At 70.1% G+C, this 21394-nt stretch carries 21 protein-coding genes; 11 read left to right on the forward strand and 10 right to left on the reverse strand.

Annotation, left to right across the window (positions count from 1 at the left end; genetic code table 11):
• The first annotated feature begins 44 nt into the window (after nucleotides 1-44).
• Genes H9651_RS12210 through sufU form a run of 3 tightly spaced genes read left to right on the forward strand, consistent with a single transcriptional unit; the run spans nucleotide 45 to nucleotide 3922 of the window.
• Nucleotides 45-2138: an APC family permease gene (locus H9651_RS12210; RefSeq protein ID WP_404803018.1), complete on the forward strand. Its 2094-nt coding sequence runs from the start codon at nucleotides 45-47 to the stop codon at nucleotides 2136-2138.
• Between the two features lie 9 nt (nucleotides 2139-2147).
• The gene (locus tag H9651_RS12215; protein WP_318244867.1) at nucleotides 2148-3461 is read left to right on the forward strand and encodes an aminotransferase class V-fold PLP-dependent enzyme; all 1314 of its coding nucleotides are present in this window, start codon (nucleotides 2148-2150) and stop codon (nucleotides 3459-3461) included.
• On the forward strand, nucleotides 3458-3922 hold the full coding sequence (sufU, locus tag H9651_RS12220; RefSeq protein ID WP_191719608.1) for a Fe-S cluster assembly sulfur transfer protein SufU: 465 nt from the start codon (nucleotides 3458-3460) through the stop codon (nucleotides 3920-3922). The genes H9651_RS12215 and sufU overlap by 4 nt, the downstream gene beginning before the upstream one ends.
• A 39-nt stretch (nucleotides 3923-3961) precedes the next feature.
• On the opposite strand, the gene H9651_RS12225 is transcribed toward sufU, so the two are convergent.
• The 4 genes from H9651_RS12225 to H9651_RS12240 form a co-directional block, all read right to left on the reverse strand.
• Entirely contained in the window at nucleotides 3962-4954 is a 993-nt protein-coding gene (locus tag H9651_RS12225; protein WP_191719609.1) for an SRPBCC family protein, read from the reverse strand.
• A gap of 1 nt (nucleotide 4955) precedes the next feature.
• Entirely contained in the window at nucleotides 4956-5318 is a 363-nt protein-coding gene (locus tag H9651_RS12230) for an ArsR/SmtB family transcription factor (protein WP_191719610.1), read from the reverse strand.
• Between the two features lie 138 nt (nucleotides 5319-5456).
• Nucleotides 5457-6050, reverse strand: coding sequence for a fasciclin domain-containing protein (locus H9651_RS12235; protein ID WP_191719611.1), 594 nt, complete (start codon nucleotides 6048-6050; stop codon nucleotides 5457-5459).
• A gap of 169 nt (nucleotides 6051-6219) precedes the next feature.
• Entirely contained in the window at nucleotides 6220-7167 is a 948-nt protein-coding gene (locus H9651_RS12240) for a zinc-binding dehydrogenase (RefSeq protein WP_191719612.1), read from the reverse strand.
• Nucleotides 7168-7315: 148 nt separating this feature from the next.
• Between H9651_RS12240 and purL the strand changes: the two genes are divergently transcribed.
• From purL to H9651_RS12255, 4 genes are all read left to right on the forward strand, one after another.
• The gene (gene purL / locus H9651_RS12245; RefSeq protein ID WP_191719613.1) at nucleotides 7316-9646 is read left to right on the forward strand and encodes a phosphoribosylformylglycinamidine synthase subunit PurL; all 2331 of its coding nucleotides are present in this window, start codon (nucleotides 7316-7318) and stop codon (nucleotides 9644-9646) included.
• 11 nt (nucleotides 9647-9657) lie between these two features.
• Nucleotides 9658-9792, forward strand: a complete 135-nt coding sequence (locus H9651_RS14925; RefSeq protein WP_263598655.1) for a hypothetical protein — start codon at nucleotides 9658-9660, stop codon at nucleotides 9790-9792.
• 155 nt (nucleotides 9793-9947) lie between these two features.
• Nucleotides 9948-10694: a hypothetical protein gene (locus H9651_RS12250; RefSeq protein ID WP_191719614.1), complete on the forward strand. Its 747-nt coding sequence runs from the start codon at nucleotides 9948-9950 to the stop codon at nucleotides 10692-10694.
• Nucleotides 10695-10748: 54 nt separating this feature from the next.
• Entirely contained in the window at nucleotides 10749-11486 is a 738-nt protein-coding gene (locus H9651_RS12255) for a hypothetical protein (protein WP_191719615.1), read from the forward strand.
• A gap of 68 nt (nucleotides 11487-11554) precedes the next feature.
• On the opposite strand, the gene H9651_RS12260 is transcribed toward H9651_RS12255, so the two are convergent.
• From H9651_RS12260 to H9651_RS12270, 3 genes are all read right to left on the reverse strand, one after another.
• Nucleotides 11555-12469 carry a glycine betaine ABC transporter substrate-binding protein gene (locus H9651_RS12260; protein ID WP_191719616.1) on the reverse strand — a complete coding sequence of 305 codons (915 nt, stop codon included), beginning with the start codon at nucleotides 12467-12469 and terminating at the stop codon, nucleotides 11555-11557.
• Nucleotides 12470-12581: 112 nt separating this feature from the next.
• Entirely contained in the window at nucleotides 12582-13466 is an 885-nt protein-coding gene (locus H9651_RS12265) for an ABC transporter permease (protein WP_191719617.1), read from the reverse strand.
• Complete coding sequence (locus H9651_RS12270) at nucleotides 13463-14815, reverse strand: quaternary amine ABC transporter ATP-binding protein (protein WP_191719618.1); 1353 nt, start codon at nucleotides 14813-14815, stop codon at nucleotides 13463-13465. Before H9651_RS12270 ends, H9651_RS12265 begins: the two co-directional genes overlap by 4 nt.
• A 334-nt stretch (nucleotides 14816-15149) precedes the next feature.
• Between H9651_RS12270 and H9651_RS12275 the strand changes: the two genes are divergently transcribed.
• Genes H9651_RS12275 through H9651_RS12285 form a run of 3 tightly spaced genes read left to right on the forward strand, consistent with a single transcriptional unit; the run spans nucleotide 15150 to nucleotide 17154 of the window.
• On the forward strand, nucleotides 15150-15533 hold the full coding sequence (locus H9651_RS12275) for a GntR family transcriptional regulator (protein WP_191719619.1): 384 nt from the start codon (nucleotides 15150-15152) through the stop codon (nucleotides 15531-15533).
• On the forward strand, nucleotides 15530-16462 hold the full coding sequence (locus H9651_RS12280; protein ID WP_191719620.1) for an ABC transporter ATP-binding protein: 933 nt from the start codon (nucleotides 15530-15532) through the stop codon (nucleotides 16460-16462). The genes H9651_RS12275 and H9651_RS12280 overlap by 4 nt, the downstream gene beginning before the upstream one ends.
• Nucleotides 16459-17154, forward strand: a complete 696-nt coding sequence (locus H9651_RS12285; protein ID WP_191719621.1) for a hypothetical protein — start codon at nucleotides 16459-16461, stop codon at nucleotides 17152-17154. Before H9651_RS12280 ends, H9651_RS12285 begins: the two co-directional genes overlap by 4 nt.
• Before the next feature lie 69 nt (nucleotides 17155-17223).
• On the opposite strand, the gene H9651_RS12290 is transcribed toward H9651_RS12285, so the two are convergent.
• Entirely contained in the window at nucleotides 17224-17517 is a 294-nt protein-coding gene (locus H9651_RS12290; protein ID WP_191719622.1) for a chorismate mutase, read from the reverse strand.
• A gap of 102 nt (nucleotides 17518-17619) precedes the next feature.
• Between H9651_RS12290 and H9651_RS12295 the strand changes: the two genes are divergently transcribed.
• Nucleotides 17620-18759 (forward strand): AI-2E family transporter, encoded by a 1140-nt coding sequence (locus H9651_RS12295; RefSeq protein ID WP_191719623.1) that lies wholly within the window; start codon nucleotides 17620-17622, stop codon nucleotides 18757-18759.
• Here the strand turns inward: H9651_RS12295 and H9651_RS12300 are convergent.
• Together H9651_RS12300 and H9651_RS12305 are read right to left on the reverse strand one after the other, a co-directional pair.
• The gene (locus tag H9651_RS12300; protein WP_191719624.1) at nucleotides 18756-20024 is read right to left on the reverse strand and encodes a lactonase family protein; all 1269 of its coding nucleotides are present in this window, start codon (nucleotides 20022-20024) and stop codon (nucleotides 18756-18758) included. The two genes, H9651_RS12295 and H9651_RS12300, sit on opposite strands and share 4 nt — an antisense overlap.
• The gene (locus H9651_RS12305) at nucleotides 20024-21310 is read right to left on the reverse strand and encodes an adenylosuccinate synthase (RefSeq protein WP_191719625.1); all 1287 of its coding nucleotides are present in this window, start codon (nucleotides 21308-21310) and stop codon (nucleotides 20024-20026) included. The genes H9651_RS12300 and H9651_RS12305 overlap by 1 nt, the downstream gene beginning before the upstream one ends.
• Between the last annotated feature and the right edge of the window lie 84 nt (nucleotides 21311-21394).

The raw sequence follows: 21394 nt of genomic DNA on the forward strand, positions 1-21394 counted from the left end.
CGGACCATTGTGCGACCGGTCGCGCAGGAGTAGCGTCCCTCGCCGTGACCACAGATCAACCCGGCCCGGCGGCGGAGTCCCCCGCCGTCAAGCGGCTGCTCATCGGCGAGCCGCTCACCTCCAGCCGGCAGGAAGAGCAGCTGCTGCACAAGCGCATGGCGCTGCCGATCTTCGCCTCCGATGCGCTGTCGTCGGTGGCGTACGCGCCGCAGGAACTGCTGATGATCCTGATGCTGGGTGGGCTGTCGTTCCTGACGTTCAGCCCGTGGATCGCCCTGGCGGTCGTGGTGCTCTTGGCGGTCGTCGTGCTCAGTTACCGGCAGCTGATCCTCGCCTACCCCTCCGGTGGCGGCGACTACGAGGTGGCGCGCACGAACCTGGGCGAGATACCGGGCGTGGTCGTCGCCTCGGCGCTGCTGGTCGACTACATCCTCACCGTCGCGGTGTCGGTGGCCGCGGGCGTCGACAACATCATCTCGGCCCTGGCGGTGCTGAACCCCTGGCGCGTCGAGCTCGCCGTCGGTTTCGTCGTCCTGCTCGTCGCGGTGAACCTGCGCGGTGTGCGCGAAGCGTCGCGCGCTTTCGCCCTGCCCACCTACCTCTTCATCGGCTCGGTGGGGGTCATGGTGGTCACCGGCCTGGTGCGCTGGGCGGTCGGGGATTCTCCCGTGGCATCCAGCGCCCAGTTCGGGGTGGAATCGGCCGGCCTCACCCAGGTCGCGGTGGTGCTGCTGCTGCTGCGCGCCTTCGCCAGCGGGTGCTCGGCGCTGACGGGGGTCGAGGCCATCGCCAACGGCGTACCCGCGTTCCGCCCGCCCCAGGCACGCAACGCTCGCACCACCCTGGCGATCATGGGCCTCATCGCGATCTCGCTCTTCGCCGGGCTCACGACCCTGGCCCTCGTCAGCGGGGTGCGGTACGCCGAGGACCCCTGTGAGCTGATCGGATTCGACTGCACACTGCCGCAGCCCTCGCTCATCGCGCAGGTCGCGGCGGCGACCTTCGGCATGGGGTCGGTGCTGTTCTACGTCGTGCAGGCCACCACCGCATGCGTGCTGCTGCTGGCGGCCAACACCGCCTTCAACGGCTTTCCGCTGCTCGGGTCGGTGCTCGCCCGCGACGGTTACGCCCCCAAGTCGCTCAACACGCGCGGTGACCGGCTGGTGTACTCCAACGGCATGGTGCTGCTCGGCATCGCCGCCATCACGGCGCTGCTGGTGTTCCAAGCCGACCTGACGACGCTGATCCAGCTCTACATCATCGGGGTTTTCGTGTCGTTCTCGCTCGGTCAGATCGGCATGGTGCGGCATTGGAACCGCGAACTGCGGCTGATCCCCCGCCAGGCGACGCTCGAACGACGCATCGCCCTGCGCGGACGCGTCATCAACTCCCTCGGCGCGGTGATGACGGTCGTCGTGTTGGTGATCGTCACGGTGACGAAGTTCACCCACGGGGCGTGGCTGGTGTTCCTGGCCATCCCCGTGCTGACGACGCTGATGATCGGTGTGCGGCGGTACTACCTCGACGTCGAGGTGGAAACCGCCATCGACGACGACAGCGTGCGCTTCGGGTCCCGCGGCGATGTGGCCCTCGTGCTGGTGGGAGCGTTCCACAAACCGGCGGCGAAGGCGATCGACTACGCCCTGGCCGCCCAACACGACACGACGATCGCGGTGCATGTGGCCGTCACCCCGCGCGAGACGGCGCAGCTCGCGGCCGACTGGGAGGAGCACCATGTGCCGGTGCCGCTCATGGTGCTCGAATCGCCCTATCGCCAGTACGCCGCCCCGCTGGCGGCTTTCATCCGCGAGTACCGCCGCCGGCACGGTTCGTCGGTCGTGACGATCTACCTGCCGCAGTACATCGTCGGGCACTGGTGGGAGACGTTCCTGCACAATCGGCGAGCCCGTCGCCTGGCTCAGCGCCTCATGCTCATCCACGGGGTAGCCGTGACCCTCGTGCCGTGGCTGCTGGACTCGTCGCGCCTGCTGTACGGCCGCGCGGCGCGACCCATGCCCGGCGACGACCGCGCGGGACACGCGGCGGAGTACGGCCTGGTGACCCACCTGGCGCCCGAAGCCGACGACGCGACGACCGGCCCCCCGACCCCCGATCCCACCGCCTCCCGACCGGCGTAGCCTGGAAGGGTGAGTGCCACCATCGCATCCGAGCCCGGTCGGGTCTTCGACCCCGCCGCGTTGCGCGCGGACTTCCCCATCCTCGACCAGACCGTCAACGGCGAGTCGCTGGTCTACCTCGACTCCGGCGCCACCAGCCAGAAGCCGCAGGTGGTGCTCGACACCGAGATCGACTTCCTCATCCGCGCCAACTCCGCCGTGCACCGTGGGGCCCACACCCTCGCCGCCGAGGCGACCGAGCTGTTCGAAGATGCCCGCGAGACCGTCGCCGGCTTCGTCGGTGCCGCGCCCGAGAACCTCGTCTGGACCAGCGGCGCCACCGCCGCCCTCAACCTCGTCGCCTACTCGATCGGCAACGCCACCGACGGCCGCGGCCTGCCGGCATCCGCCCCCTACGCACTGCGCGCCGGCGACGAGATCGTCGTGACCGAAGCCGAGCATCACGCCAACCTCATCCCGTGGCAGGAACTCGCCGCCCGCACCGGCGCGGTGCTGCGCCACATCCCGGTGCACGACGACGGCACCCTCGACCTGCATGCCGCGGCCGAGATCATCGGCGAGCGCACCAAGGTCGTCGCGTTCACCCACGTGTCCAACGTGCTGGGCATCGTCAACCCGGTGACCGAGATCGTCGCGCTGGCGAAGGCGGTCGGCGCGCTGACGGTGATGGATGCCTGCCAGTCGGTGCCGCACCTGGCATTGGACCTGCCCGCACTCGGGGTGGACCTCGCGGCCTTCTCGGGCCACAAGATGCTCGGCCCCTACGGCATCGGCGCCCTGTACGGCCGCACTGAGGTGCTCGAGGCGCTGCCCCCGTTCCTCACCGGCGGCTCGATGGTCACCACCGTCACCCTCGACGAAGCCGGGTTCCTGCCCGCACCGCAGAAGTTCGAGGCCGGCACCCAGCCGGTGTCGCAGGCGATCGCGCTGGCCGCGGCGGTGCGGTACCTCGAGGCCCTGGGCATGGACGCCGTGCACGACCACGAGCGCGCGATCGGCCGCCGTCTCATGGCAGGCCTGCGCGACCTCGACGGCGTGCGGGTGCTCGGCGACGCCGCCGAGGGCACCGCCGACCGCATCGGGCTGGCATCCTTCGACGTCGCCGGTGTGCACGCGCACGATGTCGGGCAGTTCCTCGACTCCCGCGGCATCGCGGTGCGGGTGGGCCACCACTGCGCCAAGCCGCTGCACGCCCGGTTCGGCCTGACGGCGTCGGTGCGCGCCTCGGCATCCGTGTTCACCACCGACGACGACGTCGACCGTTTTCTCGACGCTGTGGCCGGAGTGCGGTCGTACTTCGGCGTGGAAGGAACCCCCGCATGAGCAACCTCGACTCCCTGTACCAGGAGCTGATCCTCGATCACTCCAAGCACCCCCACGCCCGCGGCCTCGCCTCGGAGGACGGGCGCACCGCCACGTCTCACCAGCACAACCCGATCTGCGGCGACGACATCACGCTGCGCGCACAGGTGTCCGACGACGGCGAGACGCTCACCTCGGTGACGTGGGAAGGCGCCGGCTGCTCGATCTCGCAGGCATCGGCATCGATGCTCGCCTCGCTCATCGACGACCGCATCGACGCCGGCGACGCGCTGACCCGGCAGGAGGCGATCGACCTGATCGCCGGGTTCCGGGAGGTGCTGCGCTCGCGCGGCAAGATGGAGCTCGACGAGGACGTCTACGGCGATGCCACGGCGCTCTCGGGAGTGTCGAAGTTCACCGCCCGGGTGAAGTGCGCGATGCTCGCGTGGGTCGCGCTGGAAGACGCGCTGCCCCGCGCCTGACGCCCGCGCAGCCGCAGCCGCGCGGGCGCCTGTGCGGCGTCAGCGCAGGGCGCCGTCGGTGGCCAGCACCGACTCGAGCCGCGCGTAGCTGGTCTCCATGCCGTCGGCCATGCCGGTCGCGAGGATCGCGTCGCGGGTCTCGACGTCGGGGTACTCCACGAGCAGGGTGAGCAGGGTCGCGCCGTCCTCCTCCTCGAGGTTCAGGTCGTTGAGCGTGCCCGGACCCGCCATGCCGATCATGCGCTCGGTGGTGACGGCGCGGCGCGGCGGCGCGGACAGCAGCAGTTCGCCCTCGAATCCGAAGCCGGATCCTTCGACGCCGTCCTGCTCCCACCAGTAGCGGTACGTGCCACCGACTTCCGTCGCCACATCGCAGGTCGTCATCGACCAGCCGTCGGGGCCGAGCAGCCACCGACGCATCAGGTCGGAGTCGTGGTGCGCCCGCCAGATGAGGTCGCGCGAGCCCTCGATGAACCGCGTGATGCGCACGTGGGTGTCGTCGATCAACTCGACCTGCGTGCCCTTGCCCTGCGCGTACTCGCGCAGGCCCAGCAGCACGCGGTCGAGCTGGTTCAGCGCCATCGTCGAACCCTCGACCGCGCCCATCGCGACCATGGCGTCGAGCGAGTCGGCGGAGGGGAAGTGGGTGACGTTGCGCAGCCGGGAGCCGGTCGCGGTGGGCTCGAAGGCGAAGCTCATGCGCATCGCCGGGGGCATGTCCTCGTCGACGTCGCCGTTCTCGTCGACGAAGCCGTCGAGCACTTCGAACCCGGCGGGCTCGTCGATGGACAGGAACTCCCACGAGCCGCGCGACTTCTCGCCGCGGGGACTGGTCATGTGGTACCTGGCGCGGCCACCGGCGATGGGGTCGAACTCGGTGAAGGTCACCGGCCAGCCCGGCGGGCCCCAGAACCGTTCCAGCTCGCGCGGGTCGCTGAACGCCTGCCAGAGGCGCTCGACGGGGGCGGCGAAGTCGGCGATGAGGGTCATCGTGAGGGCTTCGGGGTCGGTGGTGACTTCGGTGACGGGCATGTCACCCTCCTTGCGTGTTCGGTGGCGGGGCCGGCGCAGCCAACAGGTCGTCCAGCCGATCGATGCGTGCGCGCCAGAGGGCTTCGTAGGCCGCCAGGAGGGCGCGGGCTCGGGCGATCATGCGCGGATCCGCCCGCACCAGCCGCTCGCGCCCCTCGGCACGCTTGATGATGAGTCCGGCCGCTTCGAGCACGGCCACGTGCTTCTGCACCGCCGCGAACGACATGTCGTACCCGGCCGCGAGGGCCGAGACGGACTGCTCGCTCTCGAGCGTGCGCCGCAGGATGTCGCGACGGGTGGATGCCGCCAGCGCCTGGAAGACGCGGTCGGTCTGCTCATCGGTGAACTCATCTTGTACAACCATTTGGTTGCACGTTACGGCGGGGAGGGCGGCACGTCAAGAGCATCTGCTGTCGGCGCGCAGCGCAGGAGTGCGGCGCCCCCGCGCGAAACGACGAGGCCGGGGGTGGGGATCCCCCGGCCTCGTGCCGTTCGCCGCCGGTCAGGCGCCGGGGACCAGCACCCGATCGATCGTGTGGATGACCCCGTTGGTCGCCTGGATGTTGATCGCCCGGAGCACGAGCCGCGGGTCCTTGAGCGACGGGGTTTCATCGCGAAGCGTGGTGCCGCGCGGCTGGACGGTGCCGCCGTTGGCCATCGTCAGGTTGCGCGAGAGCAGCACCTGGAGGGGGCCGAGCTTCTTACCCGGCACCACGTGGTACAGCAGGATGTTCGAGATCTGCTCCGCCGAGAAGGTCGAGGTGATCGCCGTGAGGGCCGCGGCCTCTGACGCCGGCGCCGCGCCGGTGAGGTCGGTGACCAGGCGCAGGAAGGCCTCGTCGTTGGGCGCGAACACCGTGAAGGTGGTGCTCGTGTCGGCGAGGGTGGCATCGAGCCCGGTGGCGACGAGCGCCTGCACCAGCAGGTCGTAGTCGCGGCCGTTGGCATCGGGGGTTCCCCCGCCCGATGCGGCGACCGCCACATCGACGATCGACCCGGTCGGCTTCGAGCCGCCGTACGCCGACGCCGGCGAGGCGGTCAGCGCGAGCGACGCGGTGAGCACGGCCACGAGGCCGAGGGAGAGTTTCCTGTTCATCTTCCAGCTCCTTCGATGAGAAGAGTCACGCTCGGCGACAGCCGTCGGGCGCCTGAAAGATATTCCGCTCGAGCGCCCCGTTTGGATGCAGGGGCGGCTCAATCGGATGCAGGGACTCACTCGTCTCCGGGGGAAGAGGGGCGGCGCGGCCGGCGCCGCCCCCTCGGCATCAGTCGAAGGTGGCGACCAGACGCCCCTTCACCTCACCGCGGTGCAGCCGCTCGAGCCCCTCGGCGATCTCGTCGAAACGGATGGTCGTGGTCTCGGGCTTCAGCTGCCCCGTCTTCATGTACTCGTAGACGCCGGCGATGTCCTCTTTGCTGCCGCCGTTCGAGCCGCGCAGGTTGCACTGGTTGAGGATGAGCGACTTGGTGCTGATCGTCGCCTCGAGCCGGCCCATGCCCACCACGACGACCGTGCCGTCGCGGCGGATCGCATCCACCGCCTGCGCCGTGGTCGTGCCGAATCCGGCGAAGTCGACGATGACGTCGAAGGCGACACCCTCGAAGTCGGCGATGGATGCCGCGACCCCCGCCGCGCCGATCTGCTCGGCCAGGGGCCACGCCGACTCGTCGATCTCGGCGACGTACACGGTCGCCCCGGCGAGCACGGCCACGCGGGCGCCGATCTGGCCGAGGCCCCCGAGACCGATGATGCCGACGGTGTCGCCCGCCTTCACCCCGCCGTTGGTGATGACCGCGGCGTAAGAGGTCATGCCGGCATCCGTCGCCGCCGCCCCGTAGACGTCGTCGACCTCGTCGGGGATCGGGACGAGCGCTTCGGCGGCCACCGCCATCTTCTCGGCGAAGCCGCCGTCGAAGCCGTAGCCGGGGGCGCCGGCGGCGGTCGTCGGGCACACCGCGACACGGTCGCCGACGGCGTAGTCGGTGACGCCGTCGCCGACGGCCTCGACCACGCCTGCGTTCTCGTGACCGAGCGTGATCGGCAGCTTCGCCAGCATCGACAGCCAGCCTTCGTCCTCGAGCACCCCCACGTCGGAGTGGCACAGTCCTGCGGCGGTCATCTTCAGCACGACCTCCCCCGGGGCCGGGGTCGGATCGGGCACCTCGTTCAGGACGAGCGGTTCGTGGGTTCCGGTGAACTGCCAGGCTTTCATGGCTGCTCCTTCGTTCTCGGGTCCCTCTCGGGCTTCTTTCCACGCTACGTCGCGGGCCGCGCACGGGCGGGGGAAGGGACCGGGGAAAAGCACCGGGCGACTAGGATGGACGCGTCCGGCATCCCCTCATCTCCTGGAGTTCAGCCGCGTGACCACGCCCTCTTCGACCTCTGTCGCCGATACCGTCGAAAACGCGGTCGCCACCCCCGAACGGGAGCAGCCGTATGCCGCTCTCGGGCTGAAACCCGACGAGTACGCCAAGATCCGCGAGATCCTCGGCCGCCGCCCCACCTCCGGCGAGCTGGCGATGTACTCGGTGATGTGGAGCGAGCACTGCTCCTACAAGTCGAGCAAGATCTACCTGCGCAAATTCGGCGAGAAGGTCTCCGACGAGATGAAGACCCGCCTCATGGTGGGCATGGGCCAGAACGCCGGCGTCGTCGATGTCGGCGAGGGCTGGGCGGTGACCTTCAAGGTCGAGTCGCACAACCACCCCAGCTACATCGAGCCCTTCCAGGGAGCGGCGACCGGTGTCGGCGGCATCGTGCGCGACATCATCTCGATGGGCGCGCGCCCCGTCGCCGTCATGGACCAGCTGCGCTTCGGCGCCATCGACCACCCCGACACGGCGCGCGTCGTGCACGGTGTCACCAGCGGCATCTCGTTCTACGGCAACTGCCTGGGCCTGCCCAACATCGGCGGCGAGACGGTGTTCGACTCGGTCTACCAGGGCAACCCGCTCGTCAACGCCCTCGCGGTGGGCGTCATGCGCCACGAAGACATCAAGCTGGCCAACGCCACCGGCGCCGGCAACAAGGTCGTGCTCTTCGGGGCGCGCACCGGCGGCGACGGCATCGGCGGCGCGTCGATTCTGGCATCCGACACCTTCGCCGACGGCGGCCCCACCAAGCGCCCCGCGGTGCAGGTGGGCGACCCGTTCGCCGAGAAGGTGCTCATCGAGTGCTGCCTGGAGCTGTACCAGGGCGAGCTCGTCGAGGCGATCCAGGACCTCGGTGCCGCCGGCATCTCGTGCGCCACGAGCGAGCTGGCCGCCAACGGCGGGTCGGGCATGCGCGTGGATCTGGAGAACGTGCTGCTGCGCGACCCCTCGCTCACGCCGGAGGAGATCCTCATGAGCGAGAGCCAGGAGCGCATGATGGCCATCGTCGCTCCCGAGAAGCTCGACGCGTTCCTCGCCGTCACCGGCAAGTGGGATGTCGAGACGAGCGTGCTGGGCGAGGTCACCGGAGACGGCCGCCTGCAGATCTTCTGGCACGGCGAGGAGATCGTCAACGTCGACCCGTCCACGGTCGCCGTCGACGGCCCCGTCTACGAGCGCCCCGTCGCGTACCCGACCTGGATCGACGCGCTGCGCGAAGACTCGGCCTCGGCCCTCCCCCGCAGCGACGACCCCGCGACGCTGCGCGAGCAGTTCCTGCAGCTGGTGGCCAGCCCCAACCTCGCCGACACGTCGTGGGTGACCAACCAGTACGACTACTACGTGATGGGCAACACCGCCCTCAGCTTCCCCGACGACGCCGGCATGATCCGCGTCGACGAGGAGTCAGGCCTGGGCTTCGCCATCGCCACCGACTGCAACGGCCGGTTCTGCCAGCTCGACCCGTATGAGGGTGCGAAGCTGGCCCTCGCCGAGGCCTACCGCAACGTCGCCGTCACCGGCGCCGTTCCCACCGCTGTCACCGACTGCCTCAACTTCGGCAGCCCCGAGAACCCCGAGGTCATGTGGCAGTTCTCGCAGACCGTCGACGGCCTGTCGGACGCCTGCCTCGAACTCGGTGTGCCGGTCACGGGCGGCAACGTGTCGTTCTACAACCAGACCGGTGACATCCCCATCCACCCCACCCCCGTGGTGGGCGTGCTCGGCATCATCGACGACGTCGCCCGGCGCATCCCGAGCGGCTGGCAGGATGCCGGCGAGAACATCTACCTCCTCGGCGTCACCGCCACCGAGCTGAGCGGCTCGCAGTGGGCGGGGACGATCCACGGGCACCTCGGCGGTCGCCCCCCGAAGGTCGACCTCGCGGCCGAGAAGCGTCTGGCGGGCCTGCTGCACGCGGCATCCCAGCAGTCGCTGGTCTCCAGCGCCCACGACCTGTCGGAGGGTGGCCTCGCGCAGGCCCTCGCCGAAGGCGTCATGCGCTTCGGCGTCGGCGCCCGCGTGTGGCTGCGCGAGATCATGGAGCGCGACGGCGTGGATGCCGCGACCGCACTGTTCTCCGAGTCGACCGGCCGCGTCATCGTCACCGTCCCCCGCGAGGACGACGTGAAGTTCCGGGGCCTGTGCGACGGGCGCGACTACCCGGTGCTGCGCATCGGCGTGACCGACGCCCCCGGCGACGGCGATGCACCGGCGCTCGAGGTGCAGGACGTCTTCACCGTTTCCGCGACCGAGCTGCGCGATCGCTCGCGCGCGACCCTGCCCGCCGCGTTCGGCGCGACGGTCACCGAGCCCGCCTGAGAGGCAGACACATGTCGAACGACGACGAGTACGGCACCTACGGCCAGGCGCGCCAGCGGCGCATGAAGATCGTGGCGTGGGTCGTCATCGTGTCGCTGATCCTGGTCGGCGGCGGCGCGACGGTGATCGCGCTGCTCTTCGGCTGACCCGCCGCCGAACCGGCGAGACACCACTTCTCGGACGAGACACCGCGCATCGCGTGATGTCTCGTCCGATTCGTGGTTTCTGGGCGGAATGCGGGGGCGGGCGGGCGGGCGGGGTGCCCGATGCCGGGCGGGGCGGCCGCGGCTAGCATGGCAGGGTGGAGACGGTGCTCCTGATCGTGAGCTCGTGGTGGTGGGTTGCCCCCGCCGCCGCGGGCGTGGGCGCGGTCGGATACGGGGCGCTGACCACCACCCGCCGCCGCGCCCGTCGACTCGAGCTCGATGCCGCCCGCCAGGAGGAGCTCACCGCCTACCGAGCACTGCAGGCGGCGCGGGCGCAGCTGCGTGCCGCGCAGGCCGACCTGCTGACGGCGAAGGCGCAGCGCGGCGTCTCTGCCCCCGGCATCCCCTCGATCTCCGCCGCCCGGCAGGCGCTGCAGGCCGCGAAGCAGCAGGAACGGGTGGCGTCGTTGCAGTTGCGGGCGAGCCGCAGCCGGGTGAAAGCGACGCGGGCGACGTACGGCGCCGCGGCCGGCGACGCGCCGCTGCCGATCGAGGCGCTGTTCGCGCAGCACGACGCCGTCACGGCGCGCTGGCTCGAGTACGAGACGGATGCCGGCAAGGCGCTGTCCTTCCCGCAGATGCTCGACGCGCGGCATCCGGCGACGCTCGCGTTCCTGCGGGCGCAGCACGAGGCGCAGCGGCTGCGGCCCGCGGCGGTGCGCGCGAAGGTGACACCGGCGCAGTTCCTGGCGTATCGCGACGCGGTGCGCCAGGCGGAGGCGGCCTTCGTGTCCGCAGAACACGACGCGCATCGCGCGGCGCGGGCGGCGCTGCCCCGGCCGCCGGGCAGCCCGATCTGGCCGGCGCCGGCGCGCGGGCCGCGACCCCCGGCATCCACCTGACGCCGGTCATCGACCGCGCCTCGGCGCGAGACGGGTGGGGACTACCATGACAGGGTGGAGCCACTGTTCGACTTCCTCGGCAACTACTGGTGGCTGGCGTTCCCGCTCGCCGGCATCTTCGGTGGTGTCGGCTCCGCGTGGGAGCGGGCGACGAAGCGCCGGCACAAGCGCCGCCTCGAGATTCTGCGAGCGAAGAGCGAACTGAAGGCCGCGCAGGCGGCGGCGCGGGCGAAGCCGGTCGCAACGGCGTCCGTGCCGACCGCGATCACGCGTCCGTCACCGGAGCCCGATCAGCTCGAGCAGCTGGTGACCGCGCATGATGAGGTGGCGCGGCGCTGGCTCGACTACGAGCTCGATGTCGCGAAGCTCATCGCGTTCCCCGCCATGAGCGATGGGCGCCAGCCGATGACGGCGGCGTTCCTTCGAGCCAAGCGCAACGCCGATCATCTGCGACCGGCATCGGCCAAGGCGAGGGTGACCAAGCAGCAGCTCGACGAGTACCGCTCCGCGGTGACCGAGTTCGAGGTGGCGTTCGACCTGGCCGAGCGCGAGGCCCGCCGGGTGCGCGACTCGTCGTTCACCGAGGTCGAGCGCAAGCGCCTGTCGACGGCGAAGCAGCTGCTGACGGTGGCGATCGATCAGGCGGCCACGCCTGCCGAACGCCAGCTGGCCTACAAGCGGGTGCGTGAAGAGCTGGACGGCCTGATCTCGCTGTCCGATGAGGCCGTCGAGGAGCTGGAGAAGAAGGTGGCGCTGGAGCTCACCGCCGATCCCCATCCCGCCAACGAGTGAGCACCCGTGCGCGCCCGGATCACTGATCGCAGGGCGCGCAACGAGTGCTCACTCGACGCGAAGAATACTCACTCGGCGGTGAGGGAGGTGACGTACTCTTCGTTCGCGGCCATCCAGTCGGCCACGATGGCCTCGTAGTCGTCGCTGTCGTTCTCGTTGAACATCACGTTCTCGAGGGAGTACAGCGTCTCGCTGTCCATCTCGAAGGCGCTCAGCCACGCGAAGACCTCGGGGAAGTCCTCTTCGAACGTCGTCGAGGCGAAGGAGTGGATGCCCTCGGCGTCGCCGAGCAGGCCCTGGGGGTCTTCGAGGTCCTTGATCGGGTACGCGTCGTAGGCCCAGTGCGGACGCCACAGGGTGACGAGGATGTTCTCGCCTGCGTTCGTGGCGGTGTCGAGCTCGGTGAGCATGGCAGGGGTCGACGACGTCACGTGGTCGAACGCTTCCAGTCCGTACCCGGGGATGACGGCCGCGTCGGTCACGGTCGCCAGGCCCGACCCCGACTCGATGCCGATGATCTGGTTGCCGAACAGCTCGGCGTTGTCGGCGAGCTCCTCGAGCGAGTCGATCGGGGCGTCCTCGTTGACCGCGAAGGTCAGCTTCGCCTCGGTGTTCCAGGCGCCGAGGTCGACCATGTCATCGCCGTACTCGTCGATGTAGTCGGCGTGGGTCAGCGGCAGCCAGGTGTCCAGCGTCAGGTCGTAGTCGCCACTGGAGATGCCGTTGTAGACGGCGGCGGGGTCGGCGTACTCGAGCTCGACCTCGTAGCCCTGCTCTTCGAGCACGGCCTTCCACAGCTCGGACGCGGCGATGCCCTCGTCCCAGCCGTTGAACACGGCGATCGTGATGGGCCGGTCGGCGGCGGCGTTGTCCGAGCCGTTCGCGGAGCCCGCGTCATCGGTACCTCCGGCGCACCCGGTGAGTGCCAGTGCGGCGGCCGACGTGAGTGCCAGTGCCCCCAGAAGGGTGTTTCTCTTGGTCATCGTGACTTCCTCTCCCCTCGCGTGCTGTCGCGAGGCGGTCGTTGTGGTCGGGCGCGGAGTCTCCGCACCCCCCGCGAGTGATGAGCTCGCAAGTGTGTGTGACGGGCGGCGGTCAGGCGGATGCCGCCGCCACCGGCCGCGGCGTGCGCGCCGCCTTGCGGCCGCGGTTCGACCCGCGCGCGGCGAGGGCGGAGGTCGTGCGGTCGAGGATCATCGCGATGATCACCACCGACAGGCCGGCTTCGAAGCCGAGCGCGATGTCGATCTTCTGCAGGCTCTGCACCACGTCGCCGCCGAGGCCGCGTGCGCCGACCATGCCCGCGATGACCACCATCGACAGGCTGAGCATGATCACCTGGTTGACGCCGGCCATGATGCTCGGCAGCGCCAGCGGAAGCTGGATCTGCCGCAGGATGCGGCTGGGCGAGGCACCGAAGGCGTGGCCGGCTTCGACGACCTCGCGGTCGACACCGCGGATGCCGAGCTCGGTCAGCCGCACGCCGGGCGCGAGGGCGAAGAGGATGGTGGCGACGATGCCCGGCACGACGCCCACGCGGAAGAGCATGAGCGCGGGGATGAGGTACACGAAGGCGGGCATGGTCTGCAGGAAGTCCAGCACCGGGCGCACGATCTTCGAGACGGTGTCGCTGCGCGCGGCCCAGATGCCGAGCGGGATGCCGAGGGCGAGGGCGATCACCGACGCGACGATGACCAGGGCGAGCGACTGCATGGCGTTGTCCCACTGGTCGACGCCGACGATGATGAGCAGGCCCACCGCGGTGCCCACCGCCAGCCACAGGCCCCGCGCCCAGAACGCCAGCGCGGCCAGCACGATGATCACGGCCCAGAAGGGCGGGGTCTGCAGCGTCCATTCCAGCGCGTCGTAGACCGCGAGGAAGAGGGAGCGCAGGCCATCGAACAGCCACCCGAAGGTGTCGATGAGCCAGCGGACGAAGGTCTCGGCGATCTCGCCGAGGGGAAGGCGCACGTCGATCATCGGTCTCCCCCCTTCGCCGAAGCCGTGAGGCCGGCGGCATCCGCCTCCGCCGAGGCGGTGAGGCCGGCGGCATCCGTCTCGCTCCGGCCGAGCTCGGCCAGCGAGGCGACGAGGTCGGACTGCGGCACCGAGGGTGCCGGCTCGATGATCGGGATGGCCTGGGTCGTGGGCGGCACGTTGCCGAGGGCTGCCAGCAGCGTCACGCGCGGGATGAGGCCCACGAGGCGCCCCTCGGCGTCGACGACGGGCACCGGCACGGTGGTCTCCACAGCGCGCTCGACGACGTCGGTGAGGGGGTCGTCGGGCGAGACGGTCGGCACCGAGGCGTCGACGATCGCGCGCAGGTCGGTCTCGCCGGCCTTGATCGCCCGGATCACGCGGCGGTCGCTGACGACGCCGAGCAGCCGGCGGTTCTCGACGACGAACACGGAGCCGGCCTGCAGTTCACGCAGCGACCGCAGCGCACCGCGCAGGCCTGCGCTGACGGGGGTCGTGGCGTGTGCGGGCTCCATGACGGCGGAGGCGGTGAGCACCCGGGCACGGTCGACGTCCTGCACGAACTGCGCGACGTAGTCGTTCGCGGGGTCGGTGAGGATCTCTTCGGGCGTGCCGTTCTGCACGATGCGCCCATCGCGCATGACCGCGATGCGGTCGCCGAGGAACATGGCCTCGTTGAGGTCGTGGGTGATGAAGACGATGGTGCGGCCGAGCTCGCGCTGCAGCTCGACCAGCTGTTCCTGCATCTCGCGACGGATGAGGGGGTCCAGTGCCGAGAACGCCTCGTCCATCAGCAGGATGTCGGTGCCTGCCGTGAGGGCGCGGGCAAGCCCCACCCGCTGACGCATGCCGCCCGAGAGCTCGTCGGGCATGGCTTCGGCGCGGTCGCCCAGGCCGACCTTCTCGAGGATCTCCATCGCGCGGCGGCGGCGCTCGGCCTTGCCGACGCCCTGGATCTCGAGCGCATACGCGGCGTTGTCGATCACGGTGCGATGCGGCAGCAGGGCGAAGTGCTGGAACACCATCGAGATCGACTGGCGGCGAATGCCCCGCAACTCGCTGGCGGACGCGCCGGTGACGCTGCGCCCCTGCACGAGCACCTCGCCGGCGGTGGGCTCCAGCAGGCCGTTGAGCATGCGGATGATGGTGGATTTGCCCGACCCCGACAGGCCCATGATGACGAAGATCTCGCCGGGCTGCACGGTGAAGCTGGCGTCGATGACCGCGGCGGTGCCGGCATCGGCGACCTCGGTGCGGCTCTGCCCTGCACGCAGCCGTTTGACGGCATCCTTCGGGTTGCGACCGAAGACCTTGAACAGGTTCTTCGCTTCGACGGCGGGGGCAGCTGTCACGTGGTCACCTCGGCGGTCGCACCCGCGGCCGCTTAGGTCACGCCCGGGTGACGGTCATCGTCGCCCCGCACTCATGCCGCCGTCAGGCGACCGGGCGAGGCGCTCCGGCGACGCGCACATCGGGTGCGCGGCCCAGACCGCCGACCATACGCTCGCCCCTCCCGATCGGGTGACGGGGGACGACCGCGGACTGGTCTTACGGACCTCACGGTCCTCATCCACCGTATCCGGGCCTTTCAGCCTGTGCAAAACCAGTTCACAGCAGGCCTTGACAGCAGTGTGCTTCACGTTCCATAGTTAGCTACTCAAGTAATGAACCAGGGAACGGAGCGCAATGATCGAAGAAGGCCGGGCTCTCTTCCTGCAGATCGCCGAGAGCATCGAAGACGCCATCGTCGACGGCAGCCTCGCCGAAGAGGCCCGGGTGCCTTCGACGAACGAGCTCGCGGCCTTCCACCGCATCAACCCCGCCACGGCGGCGAAAGGAGTGAACATGCTCGTGGACAAGGGCGTGCTGTACAAGCGACGCGGCATCGGCATGTTCGTCGCCCCGGGGGCGCGCGAGCAGCTGCGCGGCGAGCGCCGCGCAGCCTTCGCCGACCGTTACATCGAGCCTCTGCTCGCCGAGGCGCGGGCGCTGGAGCTCGGCCCCTCGGAGCTGAGCGACCTCATCCGACAGCGGTACACCGACAGCACGACAGAAAGGACGGCACGATGACCTCCGTCATCGAGGTGACAGGCCTCACCAAGCGGTACCGCGACGCGCTCGCGGTCGACGACGTCAGCTTCACGATCGAGCAGGACACGATCTACGGCCTGCTCGGCCGCAACGGCGCGGGCAAGACCACGATCATGTCGATCCTCACGGCGCAGAACTTCGCCACGAGCGGGCAGGTGCGCGTCTTCGGCGAGGATCCCTACGAGAACTCCCACGTCCTGCAGCGGGTCTGCTTCGTGCGCGAGGGTCAGAAGTACCCCGACGACGCCCTCCCTCGCCACGCGTTCGAGACGGCGCGGCTGTTCTTCCCCCGCTGGGACCAAGAGCTCGCCGACCGGCTCGTCGCGGACTTCCAGCTGCCCACGAAGACGCGCATCAAGAAGCTCTCCCGGGGTCAGCTCTCGGCGGTCGGGGTGATCATCGGTCTGGCGGCGCGCGCCGAGATCACCTTCTTCGACGAGCCCTACCTGGGGCTCGACGCCGTCGCGCGTCAGACCTTCTACGACCGCCTGCTGGAGGACTACGCCGAGCACCCGCGCACCGTGGTGCTCTCCAGCCACCTCATCGACGAGGTCTCCAACCTCATCGAGCGGGTCCTGGTGATCGACCAGGGTCGGATCATCATGGATGAGTCGACGGATGCCGTGCGGGACCGCGCTGCGAACATCGTCGGCGAAACCGCAGCGGTCGACGCCTTCGTCGCCGGCCGAGAGGTGATCCACCGCGAGAGTCTGGGCCGGGTCTCGAGCGTCACGGTGCTGGGCACATTGACGGCCGCCGAGCGCGATCAGCTGGTGCGCGCCGGCCTCGACGTCGCCCCGGTCTCGCTCCAGCAGCTGATCGTGCGGACGACGCAGCATGCCGCCGAGAAGGCGGCGCAGGCAGCACCGCAGCCGGCGGCATCCGCCGCGGAAGGAGCACTCCGATGAGCCGCACGATCAATGTCGCGCGCATGCAGCTGGTGAACCGGCAGACCTACATCTGGATCCCGCTCATCGTGCTGGCAGGCTCGCTGGTCATCACGCTGGCGATCTACGGCATCCTCGCCAACGCCGGCGTCGAGGGCCCGAAGTACGGCGGCGGTGCGCAGGCGCCGCTGTGGTACTTCGCCGTCGTCGGCATCCAGGCGCTGACGCTCACGTTCCCGTTCTCGCAGGCCATGAGCGTGACCCGGCGGGAGTTCTATCTCGGCACGGTGCTCACCGCGACAGGGACCTCCGCCATCCTCGGGGTCGTGTTCGTCCTCGGCGGCCTGATCGAGCAGGCGACCGACGGGTGGGGAATGAACGGCTACTTCTTCTACCTGCCGTGGGTGTGGGAGGCGGGGCCGGTCGCCGCAGGCTTCGTCTTCTTCGTGCTGGCGCTGCTGTTCTTCGTCTGCGGCTTCTGGGGCGCGACGATCTACAAGCGCTTCGGCAACCTGTGGCTCACCGTGGTGCTGGTCGGGCTGTCGCTCGCGCTGGTCGGGCTCGCGTGGGTCATCACGCAGACGCGGTCGTGGGGTGCGGTCGCCGAGTGGCTCGTCGCGCAGAGCGCGCTGGGGCTGGCGCTGTGGGGCGTGGGCCTGATCGCGGTGCTGGGCGTGATCTCCTGGCGGACGCTGCGCCGCGCGGTTCCCTGAGCATCGGTCACGCTGCACGTGCAGGGCGCCCCGGGCCTCGGCTCGGGGCGCCCGTCGTGTCAGCGGCCGTCAGCGGCCGTCGGCGGCCGCGGCGTGGTGGCGGATCACCTCGGCGACGACGAAGTTGAACCACTTCTCGGCGAACTCGGGATCCAGCGACGACTCCTCGGCGAGGCGACGCAGCCGGCCGATCTGCTGCTCCTCACGCGACGGGTCGGATGCCGGCATGCCGTGCTCCGCCTTGAGGATGCCGACCTGTTTGGTGCACCGGAAGCGTTCGGCGAGCATGAAGATGAGCGCGGCGTCGATGTTGTCGATGCTGCTGCGCAGGTTGTGCAGCGTCACGGTGGGGTCTTCGGTCATGGCGTCCTCCTCGCATCGACCCTACCGGCGGGGCGGGGACCCTCCCGTCACGGCGGCCGCGGCGTACTGCGCATGACGCGGACGCGCCCCTAGAGTGTCCCCATGAGCGACCCCTCGGACCGCACGCCGGCCGCAGACGTGGCCGCCGGCACAGCCGCCGCCGGCCCCGCGCCCGCCGCGTCGGCGGCCCGGCGCACCGCGAGCCTGTCGAACCCGTTCGCCCTCGGCTTTCTGCTGACGCTCGGCGGTCTCGCCGCCCTGGTGCTGGGGCTGGCGGTCGCGAGCCTGTCGACGATCCTCATCTACATCGCGTTCGCGCTGTTCGCCGCGCTCGGGCTCGACCCTGTCGTGCGCTGGCTCGAGAAGCACAATGTGCCGCGGGCATGGGGCATGCTGATCGTCTTCCTCGGGTTCGCCGTGGTGGTCGTGGGCATGCTGTGGCTGGTGATCCCGGCCGTCGCCAGCCAGATCAAGCAGTTCTTCGACAATCTGCCGTCACTCATCGCCGATTTCCAGAAGAGCGACGTGTACGCCTGGCTCACGAGCACCTTCAGCGACCAGATCGGCACGCTCCTCACCGACGCGCAGGACTTCATCACCAACCCCAGCAACCTCGCCTCGATCGGCGGCGGCGTGCTGCAGGTCGGCGTCTCGATCGCCACCGCCATCTCGGGCGTGATCATCGTGCTCGTGCTGACGCTGTACTTCCTCGCGTCGCTGTCGACGATCAAGACGTCGTTCGTGCGTCTGACCCCGGCGCGCACCCGCACGAAGGTGGCCTCGCTCACCAACGAGATCACCGACTCGATCGGCAGCTACCTCATGGGGATGGTGATCCTCGCGTTCTTCAACTCGGTGTTCGCATTCATCCTGCACGTGGTGCTCGGGCTGCCGTTCCCGGCCCTCATGGCGGTCATCGCGTTCTGCATCACGATCATCCCGCTCGTGGGAACGGTGATCTTCTGGGTGCTGGCCACGACCCTCGCCCTGTTCACGAGCCCCGTCGCGGCGCTCGTGTTCGGCATCGCCTACCTCGTCTACATGCAGATCGAGGCATATGTGCTCACGCCGCGGGTGATGAACCGGGCGATCTCCGTTCCGGGCGCTCTCGTCGTGATCGGCGCGCTGGTCGGCGGCACCCTGCTGGGCCTGCTGGGCGCGCTCATCGCGATTCCGGTGACGGCGTCGATCCTGCTCATCATCAAGCAGGTGCTGGTCCCCCGCCAGGACGCGAAGATCTAGCGCATCGCGACGAGGCACGTCGGCGAGGGTGCCGCGGTGCGCGCCCGCGCCCGGCCGGGCACCCCGGTGCGCACGTCGAGGGTCAGTGCGGCGACCTCGTCGGAGCGCTGGCCCGCCACGAGCAGGGTGTCGAGCACGACGGTGTGATGCCGCGGCCCCGCGACACCCGCCTCGGCGAGTGCGACAGGGGTCAGCGTGGACCCGTCGCCGTGCACACGCAGCACCGCCAATGTGTCGCTGCCCCGCACGCCCACGTACACGAACTGCCCATCGCGGGACAGGCAGATCTCCGCCGCCGTGTCTCCGGCGAGGGTGCCCACCAGCTGCGCACCCGACACCACGCGCCACGCGCCGTCGGCACCGGGAGCCAGCACGTACACCTCGCGCGAGAGCTCGGTGACGACGTAGAGGTGACCGCTCGGATGCCACACCATGTGCCGCGGCCCGCTCCCCCGGGGCAGGACGACGTCGCGGAGGGCGCGCAGCGACCCGTCGACACCCCGCCAGAGCCGCACGAGGTCGAAGCCCATGTCGGTGGCGGCGACCACTCCGCCGGGGAGGAAGACGCTCTGGTGCGCGTGGGACACGCGCTCGGCGACCGCCTCACCGGCGGCATCCATCGTCGGGGCCGGCGTCGCGGCGACCACGGGCTCGGTTTCGGGCGCGTCGTACTGCGGCACGAGGTGGGCGAACTCCTCGCCCGCCGCCTCCCGCAGTGCCCGTGCCGCAGCGGCGAGGTCGCGCTGCTGCGCCTGCGCCTCATCGGCGTGCCCGGCGGCGCCGGTGCCGAGCACGGCGGCGGCCACGGCCGAGGCCGACGACGACGCGCCCTCGCGGGTGTAGGGGTCGCGTGCCGCCGCGGCGGCGGCGATCGTGGTGGTCGGACGCCCCTCGGCATCCACCCGCACCCGTACGACCCGGCCGTCGCCCCAGCAGCTCACCAGCAGCGACCCGGCGTCGGGCGCGACGGCGATGTGGCACGGCGCCTCGCCGACGGCGACCGCAGGTCCGAACGGCGCGAGCGACGTCGCGCCGGTGCGGCGGAACGCCTGCACCGTGCCGTCGCCCTCGAGCGCGGCGTAGACGACATCGAGCGACGGATGCCACGTGAGCCACGACGGCGACCCGCCGGTGCGCACCGCTTCACCCTCGAAGGCGAGCGGCCCGCCGGCAGAGGCGGCGTCGGCCTCACCGGCGCGCAGCACGCCGATGCCGGTGGCTGCGCCCGCCATGTCGGCGGTGTAGCCACCGAGCAGGAAGCGCATCAGTCCAGCAGGTCGTGCCGCACGATCACGGCGTCACGGCCGGGGCCGACCCCGATCACCGAGATGCGCGTGTTGCTCATCGCCTCCAGCGCCAACACGTAGTCCTGCGCGGCAGCCGGCAGCTCCTCGAACGTCCGCGCCGACGAGATGTCCTCGGTCCAGCCGCGGAAGTACTCCAGGATCGGCGTGGCGTGGTGGAAGTCGGACTGGTTGACCGGGACCTCTTCGAAGCGGGTGCCGTCGACGTCGTACGCGACGCACACCGGGATGCGCTCGAGACCGGTGAGGATGTCGAGCTTGGTCAGCACCAGGTCGGTGATGCCGTTGATGCGGGTGGCGTAGCGGGTCACCGGCGCGTCGTACCAGCCGACCCGGCGGGGACGACCGGTCGTGGTGCCGAATTCGAACCCGCGCGAGCGCAGCCATTCGCCCTGCTCATCGAACAGCTCGGTGGGGAACGGGCCCGACCCGACACGGGTCGTGTAGGCCTTCACGATGCCGACGATGCGGTCGAGGCGATTGGGGCCGACGCCGGATCCGGTCGCGGCTCCGCCGGCGGTGGCCGAGGAGGACGTCACGAACGGGTAGGTGCCGTGGTCGACGTCGAGCATGGTGGCCTGGCCGCCCTCGAAGACGACGACCTCACCGGCATCCAGCGCGTCACCCAGCAGCAGACCGGTGTCGCACACCATGGGGCGCAGGCGCTCGGCGTACGACAGCAGGTCGTCGACGACCTCGTCCACCGTGATGGCGCGGCGGTTGAACACCTTCACCAGCAGGTGGTTCTTCTGGTCGAGGGCGCCCTCGACCTTCTGACGCAGGATGTTCTCGTCGAACAGGTCCTGCATGCGCAGGCCGACACGGTTGATCTTGTCGGCGTAGGCGGGACCGATGCCGCGACCGGTCGTGCCGATCATGCGCTTGCCGAGGAAGCGCTCGGTGACCTTGTCGAGGGTGCGGTGGTACTGCGTGATGATGTGCGCATTGGCGCTCACCCGCAGCCGCGACGTATCGAGCCCGCGGGCGTTCAGCGCCTCGAGCTCATCGAAGAGCACTTCGAGGTCGACCACCACGCCGTTGCCGATGACGGCGTTCACGCCCGGCGACAGGATGCCCGAGGGCAGCAGGTGCAGCGCATACTTCTCGTCGCCGATGACGACGGTGTGACCGGCGTTGTTACCGCCGTTGAACTTGACGACCCAGTCGGTGCGCTCTCCGAGGAGGTCAGTGGCTTTGCCCTTACCCTCGTCTCCCCATTGAACGCCGACGATGACGATGCCTGGCATGGCCTTCTCCCCCGTGATCGGACGGTTACACCCCACCTTATCGGCCGCGCCGCGGCCCCCTCCTGCCGCGGCGACGACACGGGG

The sequence above is a fragment of the Microbacterium pullorum genome (genome assembly GCF_014836535.1).
Lineage (GTDB): Bacteria > Actinomycetota > Actinomycetes > Actinomycetales > Microbacteriaceae > Microbacterium > Microbacterium pullorum.